The 13,416-nt window shown below is 65.3% G+C and carries 5 protein-coding genes and 1 tRNA gene; 4 read left to right on the forward strand and 2 right to left on the reverse strand.

The features are described from left to right. Positions 1-29: 29 nt before the first annotated feature. The 3 genes from ASE75_RS04315 to ASE75_RS04325 all read left to right on the forward strand — a co-directional run bounded on the left by ASE75_RS04315 (position 30) and on the right by ASE75_RS04325 (position 5,106). Positions 30-106, forward strand: a tRNA-Met gene (locus ASE75_RS04315). A 438-nt stretch (positions 107-544) separates the two neighbouring features. Further along, the gene (locus ASE75_RS04320) at positions 545-1,918 is read left to right on the forward strand and encodes a family 43 glycosylhydrolase (protein WP_055929531.1); all 1,374 of its coding nucleotides are present in this window, start codon (positions 545-547) and stop codon (positions 1,916-1,918) included. Beyond that, positions 1,915-5,106 carry a glycoside hydrolase family 2 TIM barrel-domain containing protein gene (locus tag ASE75_RS04325; RefSeq protein WP_055929534.1) on the forward strand — a complete coding sequence of 1,064 codons (3,192 nt, stop codon included), beginning with the start codon at positions 1,915-1,917 and terminating at the stop codon, positions 5,104-5,106. The genes ASE75_RS04320 and ASE75_RS04325 overlap by 4 nt, the downstream gene beginning before the upstream one ends. Before the next feature lie 6 nt (positions 5,107-5,112). Here ASE75_RS04325 and ASE75_RS04330 read toward each other — a convergent pair whose 3' ends face one another. Next, entirely contained in the window at positions 5,113-7,287 is a 2,175-nt protein-coding gene (locus tag ASE75_RS04330) for a GH92 family glycosyl hydrolase (protein WP_235512509.1), read from the reverse strand. 128 nt (positions 7,288-7,415) lie between these two features. On the opposite strand from ASE75_RS04330, the gene ASE75_RS04335 reads away from it, so the two are divergent. Beyond that, positions 7,416-10,181: a glycosyl hydrolase 115 family protein gene (locus ASE75_RS04335; RefSeq protein WP_055929538.1), complete on the forward strand. Its 2,766-nt coding sequence runs from the start codon at positions 7,416-7,418 to the stop codon at positions 10,179-10,181. A 61-nt stretch (positions 10,182-10,242) separates the two neighbouring features. Here the strand turns inward: ASE75_RS04335 and ASE75_RS04340 are convergent, their stop codons facing one another. Further along, complete coding sequence (locus ASE75_RS04340; protein ID WP_055929539.1) at positions 10,243-13,248, reverse strand: TonB-dependent receptor; 3,006 nt, start codon at positions 13,246-13,248, stop codon at positions 10,243-10,245. Between the last annotated feature and the right edge of the window lie 168 nt (positions 13,249-13,416).

Genomic DNA, 13,416 nt, shown 5'->3' on the forward strand with positions numbered 1-13,416 from the left:
AAAAACCCATTCACAATACTACACAACGTCGCGGGGTGGAGCAGCCCGGTAGCTCGTCAGGCTCATAACCTGAAGGTCACAGGTTCAAATCCTGTCCCCGCAACCAACCTCATTTATAATACCTCGGAAGCCAACGGCTCCGGGGCCTTTTTGCGTTTCCGCTCCAGCACATAGCGACAATGCTCGTCGGAGCCGTGAACCGAAATATCCAGAACAGCGCCAAGGCGATGTAAGCGCGACAACTTACCACATACCTCCCGTAGCAGTCCGCCGGACGAGCCACCTCAACGCCCGCTCTCAGAACCCGGTTCTCACGCCGGCGACAAAGCTGAAACCACCAGTCCCGTCGCCGCGTGCATTCATCCAACCGGCGAGGTGTAACTAACGCGGTGCAGCCATTCGTTCTTGTGCTGCACGTTCTGCACGCTCAGAAGATTAGTGGTAGACCACCGCAAAGCCCTTTGACTGACCAGTTATCCTGGGGCAAGCAGAGGCAGGCCGTCGTCATGAAGCCGGTCATAGGGGCGGGGATAATCGACGGCATATGCCAAGACTGTTATGGGCCTCACTGGCGCTTGTCGCATCGGTCGTTGGAACAGCGGTCACGGCCGAGCCAGTCGGATGGACAGCACCCGGTGCCGGCAACCCGTTGCTTCCGGGCTATTTCGCCGATCCGTCGATCGTTCGTCATGACGGCGAGTGGTTCATCTACGCGACAATCGACCCCTGGGGGGGCGAGACGCTGGGGTTGTGGCGTTCGCGTGATTTTCGGCACTGGACGTTTTCTACGCTGAACTGGCCGACCAAATCAGCCGCAAGCAGCCCGACATCCAACACAAGCCGCGTGTGGGCGCCGTCGGTCGTCCGGGCGCGAGACGGGCGTTTCTGGATGTATGTGTCGGTCGGGAGCGAAGTCTGGGTCGGCGTGGCGAACCATCCCGCCGGTCCCTGGCGCAACGCACTTGGCGATCGCCCGTTGATCCCGGGTAACTTTCGTCCCGGCTATCACATGATCGATGCGGAGGTGTTCGTCGATGATGACGGGACACCCTATCTCTATTGGGGGTCGGGACTGAACTGGGTGAACGGCCACTGCTTCGCGGTGCGGCTGAAGCCCGACATGGTGACCTTCGATGGCGAGCCGGTCGACGTGACGCCGGCCCATTATTTCGAGGCACCGTTCATGTTCAAGGCGAACGGCCACTATTTCCTGACCTATAGCTGGGGCAATACGACCAGGGATACCTACCAGGTGCGCTATGCCGTCGGCGCTTCCCCGCTTGGTCCCTTCACCGAACCCCGCGATGCGCCGTTGCTCGCCACCGACTCGTCGCGCAATATCATCAGCCCCGGTCATCACGCGATCGCGCGGATCGGAACGCAGCCCTATATCCTCTATCACCGTCAGGCGCTGCCATACCCGCCCGCCGGTGACACGGTGTTGCGACAGGTGGCGATTGACCGGCTGGTGGTTCGGGGCAACCGGCTGGATCCGGTGCGTCCGACGCATGCGGGGCCGGTGCTTCCCGGCCTTGCCAAGGATCGCGGCCCGACACGCACGCCGCGGCTGACCGCTTCGCACGTCGTCGATACCGTTCATGCGGCGGGTGCAGCGGGGGACGATAATTACGCGACCGGCTGGGACGCGGGTAAAGGTCCGGCATGGTTGCAGGCCGATTTCGGCGTACCGATGTCGATCGGGGCCAGCGAACTGCGCCCCGCCTTCGTCACATCACCCCTGACCTGGACGCTGCAGACGTCGCTCGACGGCCAGCGATGGCGCGATGTCGGTACGGCCCGGACCGCGACGGGATCGCCAATCGCGCTGCCCGTGGCGGGTCGCGCGCGTTATGTTCGACTGGTGTTTGCCGATGCCGCGCCGATCCTAGAATGGCGTTTTCCGGAGTCCGATCAATGACCTTCCTGCGCTGGACGCCGTTGGTGCTCCTCCTGCCGATAGCACCGTCGGCGGCACAGACCGCGCCACGCGAAGTGCAGGTCGATCCGCGCCGCCCCGACTGGGAAAATCCGGCGGTCTTCGCGCGAAATAGATTGCCCGCACGCGCGACCGGCTTTCCGTTCGAGACGCGCGCAAAGGCATTGGCAGGGACGATGGCGTCGTCTTCGCGCTACGTGTCGCTGGATGGCGACTGGCATTTCGCGTTGTCCACCGATGCCGATCGCCTGCCAACGGGATTCGAGCGCCCGGATTACGATGTATCGACATGGAAGACGATCCCGGTCCCCGCGGACTGGCAGGCGCACGGATATGACCAGCCGCGCTACAACAACATCACCTATCCCTTTCCCGCAAACCGCCCGTTGATTCCGCATGCCAGCAATCCGGTCGGATCGTATCGCCGCGACGTGACGCTGCCCGCCGACTGGACCGGCAGCGACGTCATCCTGCATATCGGCGCGGCCGGATCGGCCTACCGCGTCTGGGTGAACGGGCAGGAGGCCGGCTATGCCGAGGATTCCAAGCTGCCATCCGAGTTCGACGTCACGCGGTTTGCCCGCGCCGGTCGCAATACGATTGCGATTCAGGTCTTTCGCTGGTCCGACGGCAGCTATCTGGAGGACCAGGATTTCTGGCGCGTGTCGGGAATCGAGCGGTCGGTGTATCTGATCGCCGCGCCCCGCGCCAGAATCGCCGATATCGGTGTTCGCGCAGGCCTGGCGAACGGGTATCGCGACGGAACGCTCGACCTGACATTGAAGACGAGCGCGGCCGCACGGGGAATGACCGTGCGCGCGCAACTGCTCGACGGTCGCCGCCCGGTGTTGGCGCGGACCGTCCCGGTCACAGGGGACGTGACGACCATTGCCGCGACGACGCCGGCGGTGCGTGCATGGACCGCGGAAACCCCCAACCTGTATACGGTGCTGGTCGAACTGCTCGACGCGCAGGGCAGGGTCGTTCAGGCGACCGCGCAGGACATCGGTTTCCGGACCGTCGCAATCCGCAACGGCCTTGTCACGGTCAATGGGCGTCCGATCACCATTCGCGGCGTCAACCGTCACGAGCATGATCCCGAGGCATTCCACGTCATCTCCGAGGCGTCGATGCGTAGCGACATCGAACTGATGAAGCGCAACAACATCAACGCGGTCCGCACCTCGCACTACCCCAATGACGAGCGGCTGTATGCGCTTGCCGACCGCTATGGCCTGTATGTGATGGACGAGGCCAATATCGAGAGCCACGGCTATCTGGTCAACGCGCGGCAGACGGGAATCGACCGGACCAAGGTCGAGATCGGCTATGATCCGGCCTGGCGGGCCGCGCAGGTCAGCCGCGTGGTCAATATGGTGGAGCGCGACAAGAACCATCCATCCGTGATCTTCTGGTCCCTCGGCAACGAATCCGGCAACGGCCCCAATTTCGAGGCGGCGGCGGCCGCGGCGCGGGCGATCGACCCGACACGACTGATCTCGTACCTTGGCTGGACGCAATTGTCGGATCACCGGCCAAACGCCTTCGCCGACATCTATGCGCCGATGTACGACAGCGTCGACGACATGGTGGACTATGCCCGGCATACCGCGTTCCGCCAGCCGATGATCCAGTGCGAATATGCGCATATGCAGGGCAATTCGGGCGGCAATCTGGTCGAGTACTGGACTGCGATCTACGCGCATCCCGACCGGTTGCAGGGTGGCTTCATCTGGGACTGGGTCGACCAGTCGATGTATCGCTATACGAAGGACGGTCGCCGCTATTGGGGCGACGGCAGCGAATATGGTCCCAATCCGGGCGGGGAAATCGAGTTCGGGGATGGACTCTACCAGCCGGACCGGACGCCCAATCCGCAAGCGTACGAGGTGCAGAAAGTCTATGCGCCGGTCCAGTTCGCCGCCGCCGATGCCGCCGCCGGGCGCTTCACCGTCGTCAACCGCCATGATTTTCGCGACCTGTCGGGCTTCACGTTCGACTGGCAGGTGACCGCCGACGGCGTGCCCGTCGCGCATGGCCGTGGCCCGGCATTGCGTACCGTGGCCCGAGGAAGCGAGACGTTCACGTTGCCGATCGCACGGTTGCCGCGCAAGGCCGGAGTCGAATATCTGGTCATGATCCGCGCGATGGCGGGTGCGGATACCATTCCGCTGGTCCCGGCCGGGCAGGTCGTCGGCTGGGAGCAGTTCCCGCTTACCGCTCCAGCCGCGCCTGGCGTCGCGCCCGCCGGACCGGTCGCGATCACGACGCAGGGCGGCACGATCACGCTTGCCGCCAAGGGGGCGACGCTGGCGATCGACCGCGCGACGGGGCTGCTGGCGCGCTATGCGGTCGGTCGGGCGGACATGCTACGCGGCGGCGCACCGAATTTCAGCCGGCCGCTGACCGACAACGACATCGGCACGCGCCCCGCCGCCGATCACGCCGTGTGGGATGCCATGTCGCGCAATCGGCGGGTCGAGGGGGTCGAGGCCGTGCCGGTTCCCGGTGGCGGCGCACAGGTAACCGTCCGCCACGTCATGGGCGATGGCGCGGTGCGCTTCGTCACCCGCTACCGCATGAATGGGGATGGATCGGTCGAGGTCGACGGCGATTTCACGCCGCTCAAACGCGATCTGCCCGATCCGGCGCGGATCGGCTTTTCCTATGCGATGCCGCAGACGTACACGACGATCGGCTGGTATGGCCGCGGTCCGCACGAAACCTATCAGGATCGCAAGACATCCGCCGCGATCGGTCTGTGGCGTGGTGCGATCGCCGAGCAGAACCATGACTACATGCGACCGCAGGAAACCGGCAACAAGGTGGATGTCCGCTGGCTCGAACTGACCGGTGCGGGCCAGCCCGGCCTGCGGGTCGCTGGTGCCGAGCCATTGTCGGTCAACGCGCTTGCCTTCCCGTACGAGGACCTGTCGCGCCGCGCGCCGGGAACGCGCAAGAGCACCGATATCGTGCCGAGCGATCACGTCTCGCTGCTGGTCGACGCGGTCCAGACGGGGGTGGGCGGCGACACGCAGTGGAATGCGGACGGGCGACCGATGCCGCGCTATCGCGTGCCGCTGGCACCGCGCCATTTTTCGTTCCGCCTGTCTCCGTTCAGTGGTGCCGGAACGGCGGTGGCGGCGGCGCGCCCGGGGCGCGCCGAATAGGGGCGCTTACTGCCCCCACCGCGTCGGCGTCGCCGAGACCGTCAGCACCAGCTCGCCGCCGCCCGTGATATCCGCCTGTCGCACGAAGGGGGTGGTGAGCGGGCGGCCGTTCAGCGTGGCGCTGGCGATGTAGATCTTGTCCGGTGCCCAGTCCCTTGCCGTGATGGCGAAACGCTTGCCGTCCTCGCCGGTGATGACTGCGTGCGGCTGGTGCGGCGCGTGGAGATAATACAGGTCGGTCGTCAGCTTGGGAAACAGGCCCAGCCGGTTGAAGACATAGTGCGAGCTCATCGCGCCATTGTCCTCGTCACCGGGATAGGCGTCCGGCGTGAAGCGCTGAAAGATGCGGTTCGCCCAGTAGCTGGCCAGGTCGGGCCGGCCGACATCGCTGAACAGCCACGGCGTCGCGAAGCTCGGTTCGTTGGTGATGTCGATCAGGTTGGTGTCGAGAGCGTGGCGCAGCCGCTGGATGAACCGGTCGCGCCCACCCATCGCCGCGACCATGCCGGGCAGGTCGTGGAGCATGGTGTAGGAATAGACCCAGGCCGTTCCTTCGTAGAAGCCGACATTTTCATACTTCTTGCCGTCCCATCCGGTCTTGGGGTCGATCGTCTGGAAGCGCCCGTCGGCATGGCGGGGGATGATGAACCCGCTGTAGCCGTCGCTGGTCGCGCCGGCATTCCACACGTTGCGCCAGTTGCCCGACCGCTTCAGCAGCGCCGCCGCCTCGTCGGGCTGCCCCGCCACCGCCGCTAGTCGCCCGGCATAGAAATCGTTGAGCGCGAAGGCGGGCGTGGAGGAACCGGACCGTGCGCGCTGGTTGTCGGGTTCGGGGCTGCGGTCGCCCACCGCGAACCAGCCATCGATCAGATAGCGCGGCCGGCGTTCCTCGTGCGCGTTGTGCAGCGCGACCGCCGCCGCCCGGTTCCAGTCGACGCCGGGGACACCGCGGATCAGGCCTTCGCCCAGCACATTGTCGACCTCGTCCCCGCCCTGGCCGACGTGATAGTTTCGCCCGGCGATGAAGGCGGTGTGTGCCGCACCAAAGCGTTCGAAGGTTCGCACGATGGACGCGACATTGCCGCGATAGGCGGTGGGTCGTAGCAGCGTCATCAGTGGGAAGCCGGTGTGGTAGGTGTCCCACAGCGTGTAATAATCGTCCCAATGCGGTGTCGCGCGATCCGCCGGCGGCTGATCCCGGGTGCGGTCGCGCGGCTGGATCGCGCTGTGATAAAGCGCGGTGTAGAAGCGGCGTTTATCCGCATCGCCGACCCCGTCGATCGTCGCGCGGGCAAGCTCCCGGTTCCAGTCGGCCTGTGCACCGCGACGGACGGCATCGTAGTTCCAGTCGGGAATATCCTCGGCGAGCAATTCGCCGGCGCGCTCGGCGCTGGTGAAGGATACCGCGACCTTCATCTGCACCGGCGTCCCCGGTTTTGCATCGAACTGCCACCATCCCGCCAGCCGGGTGTCGGCCCCCGCGCTGGCTTGCGTGGCGCCGGCCCGATCCTGCTCGCCGACGCGCACGCCCCAGCGGGTAGGCTTGCGATCGAGCTGGGCCACGAACCAGATATCGACCTCTGCCGGGTTCCAGTAGCTCCTGGCCCGCACGCGCGCGGTGATCCTTCCGCGTGCGGGGTCGAGTGTCACGTCGGCCCCCGCGCTTGCCAGCTCGCCGCGAATCTTGCGGGTGATGTCGAACACCATCGTCGCCGGTTTGCCCGTCGGATAGCTGAAGCGGTACATGGCGGCATAGGGGGCGGGCGTGACCTCTGCCCGGATGCCGTAGCGTGTCAGCGTCACGCCATAGGCGTCCGCCGCGAGCCGTTCGTCCGCTTTCGGTGACAGGTGCTGCGTCTCGTCGAATACGGGATCGCCCGTCTGCGGCGACACGAGGAACGTGCCATAGGTCGTCCGCCCGCCCGACCCTTGTGTGTGCAGTTGCGCAAAGCCGCTGACCGGCGCGTCCTTGTCGTAACCGGCGTTGCTGCCGACCAGCGTTTCGGGGCTGGGATGGATCGAACCGCCGGGCCGTGTCGGACCCGGCACGGTGTCGCCCTGATCGTCATTGCCCGTGCCGACACGCGGGTCGATATGGCGATACAGGGTATCGCGTTGGGCGCCGGGTTCCGCCGCCACCGCGTGTGTTGCGGCCACCACCAGCGCGATGGACACTGCCATGCGCGACGTTCCGTTCCTCATCCTCGCCTCCCGTTTCTTGTCTGTCGCTCGACTTAGCGTATGCCGAGTGGCATGACCATATTTGACCGTTCGCGACAGAGTGGCAAGACCAATTAGGAGTTCTCAGGATGCGACGATTGCTCTGGGTAGTATTGGCGAGTACGACGACGCTGGCTGGCGGGACGGCGGCCTCCGCGGCACCGGTGTCGCTCGACCGGACGACCGTCCTGATCGACTCCGCCGGGATGGGCGAGACGGCGACGCTGGCCGCCGGTATGCTTGCCGACGATCTTGCCAGCCTGGGTGCCGCACGCCCGGCGGTGGTGACCGCGCTGTCCGCCTGCGCGGCGACCTGCATCGTGCTGGGCCGCTACGACTCGCCGCTGATCGCCCGCCTGACGAGGCAGGGCGGCGTCGACCTGTCGATGCTGGCCGGTGCGTGGGAACGCAACGTCCGTGCGACCCTGCGCGTCGACGGGCGTACCATCCTGCTGATTGCCGGATCCGACCGGCGCGGCACCGTTTATGGTGCGGTCGATCTGTCGCGCGCGCTGGGCGTTTCGCCCTGGCGCTGGTGGGCCGATGTCGCCCCCCGCAAGCGACCGCATCTCGCGATCGACGATGCGACGGTCGTGTCGCGCAGTCCGTCGGTGCGGTATCGCGGTATCTTCCTGAACGACGAGGACTGGGGCCTTCAGCCCTGGGCGGCAAAGACCTACGATCCGGCCAAGGGCAATATCGGCCCGCGAACCTATGCCCGGGTGTTCGAGTTGATGTGGCGGCTGAAGGCGAACACGCTGTGGCCGGCGATGCACAGCATCTCGACGCCTTTCTACGGCGACCCCGGCAACGCACCGCTGGCCGACGCCTACGGGATCGTCATCGGCACCAGCCACGCCGAACCGATGATGCGCAACAACCTGCGCGAATGGGATGAAAGCAAGCGCGGCGCGTTCGACTTCACCCGCCGCCCGGACGCCATCGTGGACTATTGGCGCGACCGCATCGCATCCACGCGGCAATGGGACAGCATCTACACGCTCGGCCTGCGCGGCATCCACGACGGACCGATGCAGGGTGCGACCACCAATGACGAGCGGCGAGCCATCCTGGAGACGGTGTTCGCGCGGCAGCAGGCCCTGCTGGCCAGCATGGTGAAGCGGCCGCTGTCGGACATCCCGCAGGTGTTCGTCGCCTATCATGAGTTGCAGGAGGCCTATGACGCCGGCCTGAAGGTACCGGACGACGTTACGTTGATGTGGACCGACGACAATTACGGCTATCTGCGACGGCTGAGCACGCCTGCCGAGCGGACCCGCCGTGGTGGGGCCGGAGTCTATTATCACTTGTCCTATTGGGGACGGCCGCACGACTATCTCTGGCTTGGCACGACCCATCCCGCCCTGATCCGCGAGCAGATGCGCCGCGCGTGGGACACGGACGCGCGGCGTATGTGGATCGTCAATGTCGGCGATATCAAGCCGATCGAGTATCTCAGCCAGTATTTCCTCGATCTCGCCTTTGACGCACGGCTGTTCGACGAAACGCCAGAGGCACACCTGACGCGATTCATGGCCGAACAGTTCGGCAGCGCCGACGGGCCTGCGATCGCCGCGATCATGACCCGCTTCTACGACCTGGCATGGGAACGGCGACCCGAGTTCATGGGCTTCGGCGAAACCGAATGGGTCACGCCGAACCGCCCGTCCGACTATGTCCAGTCGGACGGCGAGGAGGCGCAGGCGCGTGTCGCGGCCTATCGCGATCTGGCCGCCCGGGCAGCGGCGATCGCGGCGCGCCTGCCCGCCGATCGGCGCGATGCCTATTTCGAACTGGTGCTGTATCCCGTGCGGGGGGCGGCGGGGCTGAACGACCGGATCCTGTCGCTGGACCTTGCCAACCTGTATGCCCGCCAGCAGCGCGCGGGTGCCAATGTCTATGTCGATCGCGCGCGCGCGGCACACGCCGCGCTGGTCGCGGATACCGCGGCCTTCAACGCACTGGGTGGTGGCAAGTGGCGCGGGATCATGGACATGGCACCCCGTCGCCTGCCGGTGTTCGACGAACCGGTGTGGCCGCACTGGACGCCGTCGGCGCGCACCGGCTGTGCGCTTGCGGCGTGGGGCGCGTGGATCGGGGATGAGAACACCCTGTCGTTCGTGCCCGGCCAGCCCGCCGAGCGACAGGTCACGCTGTTCGGCTATCGGCCGCAGGACACCGCATGGCGACTGGTCAAGGCGACGGGCGGGCTGTCGCTTCAGACGACGGCTGGCACCTTGTCCAAGGCCAGCGCCTACGAGGCGCGGCTGACCGTGCGCTATGACGGCGTCGGAACACCCGGCACGCTGCAAATCGCCTGCGATGGCGCGCCGCTGCTGCTGCATGCCGCGGCGGTGGCACGACCACCGGCGGCGTCGGGTCCGTTTGTCGAGCGCGATCGACGGGTGACGATACCGGCCGGTGGCGCAGAGGGCAGGGGCGGATGGATCCTGCAACCGGGACTGGGCAGCATGGGCGCGAGCCTTGTCGCACCCATCGGCAAGGCCGGACCCACCGCACCCGCGCGGTATCGCTTCGCCACCGTCACCACGGCGGACGCGACGCTGCGTGTCGTGGCGTTGCCGACACATCCGATCAATCCCGCGCATGGCGTGCGGGTTGCGGTATCGCTGGACGATGGTCCGGCCATCACGCTCGATCTCGCGACCACCGGCCGCAGCGACCGTTGGCGCGGCAATGTGCTGTCCAATACCGCCATAGCCGCTGTGCCGCTGTCCCAGCTTGCCGCCGGCACGCACCGGCTGGCGATAAAGGCGCTCGATCCCGGCGTGATCCTCGACCGGGTCGAGATCGTGCTGGACCGCGCACGCCTCCGGTACGGCGCAGAGCGCTGATAAAAGGACGGCGCCCGCTCCGGAAGGAGGGGCGCCGCCAGTCGTGGGGGACAGGGTAGGATTAGAAGGTCGAACGCGCAGTCACGGTAAAGGTCCGGCCGTCATAGTCCGCGCGACGGATGAGCCGCGGATCATTCTCATATTCGACGCGGATCGCATTGGTGAGGTTGTAGGCATCGAACGACAGTGAAACCCGGTCGTTGACGTTGTACGAGGCCGACATGTCGAGCTGGCCACGCGACCGGACCTGTCGTGCGGCCCCGGTGAAGGTTCCGGCCGACGCCAGGTCGTATTTGCTGCGCACGTTGTAGACCAGACGCAGGCCATAATCGGTGGTTTCATAATAGCCGATCAGGTTGGCGTTGTGCTTCGACACGCCCGGCAGGGTCGCCTGGGCACCCGATGCGGTTTTGCCGCTGATGTCGGTGAAGGCATAGTTGAAGCCGCCGCCAAGGTGGCTGAGCGCCCCCGGCAGGAAGTCCAGGCTCTGCTGTACGTTCACCTCCAGGCCACGGACCGTGATCGGGCTGGTCTGGTTCACGAAGCCGCTGGCGGCGACCAGGAACGGCGTCGGCACGGCACCGCCCGTGTAGATCAGGCTGCTTTCGCACCGGTCGCCGTTCACGGTCAGTCGACCCAGTCCCAGCGCGGTCGCATCGGGCGGGCACAATTGGCGCGGATCGGAAATGTTGGCGATCAGGCCGGTGATCCGCTTCTGGAACCCGGCCAGCGACACGATCCCGTTGGGCCGGTTATACCATTCCAGCGACACGTCGAACGACGTCGAGTCATAGGGTTTGAGGTCCGGGTTGCCCAGCGTCAGCGAATAGACGCCGTTGACGGGATTGCCGACAATCGTGACCGGCGTGAACTGGCGCGGTTGCGGACGGACATAGGTGCGATAGGCCGCACCGCGCAGCAACAGCTTGTCGCTGAGATCGGCCACGAGGATAAACGACGGCAGCAGCTTGCCGTAGGTGTTCTTGTAGGTGACCGTGCGGAAGTCAGTGGGAGAGCCGATCGTCCCGGTCAGCGACACGCGGTTGAGGGCGTCGATCGTATTGCGCGCATATTCGTAGCGCAGGCCGCCATTGCCGCGGATGGTGATCCCGCCAAGGTCCATCTTGTATTTGACCTGGGCATAGCCAATCGCGAGGTCGGTGGTGTTGTCGAAATTGTAGAGCGAATAGTTGTTGTCGTTGTAGCGGATGTTGAAACCCTGCGGCGACAGCGCTCCGCCCGGGAAGACGGTGACGGGCTGCAACCGCGCGATCGCCTGTTCAAACGGCGTGACCTGCCAGTTGGTGCTGTAGGCCCCGCCCTTGCCGCCGAAGAAGTCGCTGGCCGTCGGGCTTTGCGTGATGAAGCTGCCGTCGATGTTCTGCGTCTGGATCCCGAAGGCGGAGATGCGATAGCCTTCTGATTTGAAGTCATTGTGTTCAAACCGGAACCCGGCCTGGATACCGCTGATCGCGCTATCGGTGAAGGTCCGCTCGACGTCCCACTGATAGGCGAGCACTTCGGTCGTGACATAGCTTTCGGTGCCGGTCAGCTGAAGCCGGTTGGTGCGTCCGGCGGCGGTCGGCGAATTGTAATATTGCGTGGGATCGGCAACGCCGCCCCAATACCATGTCGGCACCGCGCTGCTGATGAGCGGGGTGGGATTGAGGGTGTAGCTGAAATCGTCGAGATTGCCGGCACCGGTGCGCAGCGTACCCGACCCACCATTCCCGCTCGTCGTCTGGAGGCGATCGAAATCAAGCGACAATTCCGCCGATTCGTTGCGCGCCTTCGACGCGGTCAGGATCGAGCTGAGCCGCCAGTTGTCGTCGTTATACTCGGCCTTGCCATTGATGCCCCAGGCGCGCTGAACGATACCAAGGCGACGGGTCGACGCGCGCGGATCGGCGGCGTTGGCAAAATCAATGTCGGTAACGACGTAGCGCCCGTCGTCCAGCGCGACCGGACTCGACAGCGCGGTCAGGCGGCTGACGTCGTTATTGCCGACGATCGACAGATACTGCGTCGTTTTGGGCAGTCGCCGATCCGTGTAGAAACCGGTGACGCCGACGCGCGTGTTGTCATCGGGCTTCCATTCGGCACCGGCCGCGCCGGTGTACAGATTGCCTGGATTGAGCCGTGAATATTGCCGCAGCTGCGAATTGTAGAGAACACCGGTCGTCGATGTCGTGCCGGTGCAGGACGGGCACGCCGCCGAGCGCGGATAATAGGCTCCCAGGATCGACGCGTTCGCCTGAGCCTGAGCCGCGGAGAAGGCGGAATAGCTGTTGAACTGCAGCGTATCGCGGCGGAAATTCTCCTTCTTGTACGCCAGCACGCCGAAGACCGCGAAACTGTCGGAGAACAGGTGATTGTAGCCAAGCGTCGCCGCCGGTGCGAACTTGTCGCCAAGCTGGTTGTATTCGAGCGCGGCCTTGACGAATCCGCCTTCCTTGCGGTCGAGGGCAGGGGCGATCTGAAGGTCGACGTTGCCGGACAGCCCGCCCGACTGGGCATTGGCCAGCGGCGATTTGTCGACGACGATCGCGCTGAAGATATCGGAATTGAACGCCCCGAGCGGTGCGGCATCGGCCAGAACGGGTTCGGCAAAGGCGACGCCGTTGATGGTCAGACGCGCATATTCGCCGGGAAGGCCGCGCAGGTTGATGGTCGCATTGCGCCCCTCCGCCTCGCGGTTGATCTGCACGCCGGGGACACGCTGCAACGCCTCGCCGACGTTGAGGTCGGGAAACCGCCCGAGGCCGTCCGACGAGATGCCGTCGGTGATCGCGACTTCGGTCCGCTTCGATCGGATTGCATTGGCATAGCTTTGACGAAAGCCGGTGACGACGATCTCGCCGTCCGCGTCGGCACCGACCGGCGACGCCGCATCCGGGGCGGCCGTCGTCTGGTCGGGATTGGTCGGTGTCGTGACGGTGGGGGTGGCCGGATCGGCGGGCGGGGCGGATGCCGGTCGTTCCTGCGCCAGCGCCGGCGTTCCGGCGAGTGCCGTTGCGGCCAGCAAGAGTGCGACCGATGGCGAAAGCCTCTTATCGAACACGTTCATTTCCCCTCTCCCCTCGGAGTTTGTCGACATCATCCGGCGCATTCTGCACTGACCAGATGTTGTCATACCACCGACGCGCATGGTCGATTTATTTGGTAAGACAATCATGGCGTAACTGGTTTGATGTGTCAAACGGCCAATTATCGTGTTGTGCAGATCCGAAACGGC

Origin of the sequence: Sphingomonas sp. Leaf17 (assembly GCF_001421505.1) — a bacterium.
GTDB lineage: Bacteria > Pseudomonadota > Alphaproteobacteria > Sphingomonadales > Sphingomonadaceae > Sphingomonas.

What these genes read in the sequence shown, in the direction of transcription:
- ASE75_RS04325 (WP_055929534.1), top strand. Translation starts at nt 1,915, where the DNA reads ATGACCTTCCTGCGCTGGACGCCGTTGGTGCTCCTCCTGCCGATAGCA.
- ASE75_RS04335 (WP_055929538.1), top strand. Translation starts at nt 7,416, where the DNA reads ATGCGACGATTGCTCTGGGTAGTATTGGCGAGTACGACGACGCTGGCT.
- ASE75_RS04320 (WP_055929531.1), top strand. Translation starts at nt 545, where the DNA reads ATGCCAAGACTGTTATGGGCCTCACTGGCGCTTGTCGCATCGGTCGTT.
- ASE75_RS04340 (WP_055929539.1), bottom strand. Translation starts at nt 13,248, where the DNA reads ATGAACGTGTTCGATAAGAGGCTTTCGCCATCGGTCGCACTCTTGCTG.
- ASE75_RS04330 (WP_235512509.1), bottom strand. Translation starts at nt 7,287, where the DNA reads ATGGCAGTGTCCATCGCGCTGGTGGTGGCCGCAACACACGCGGTGGCG.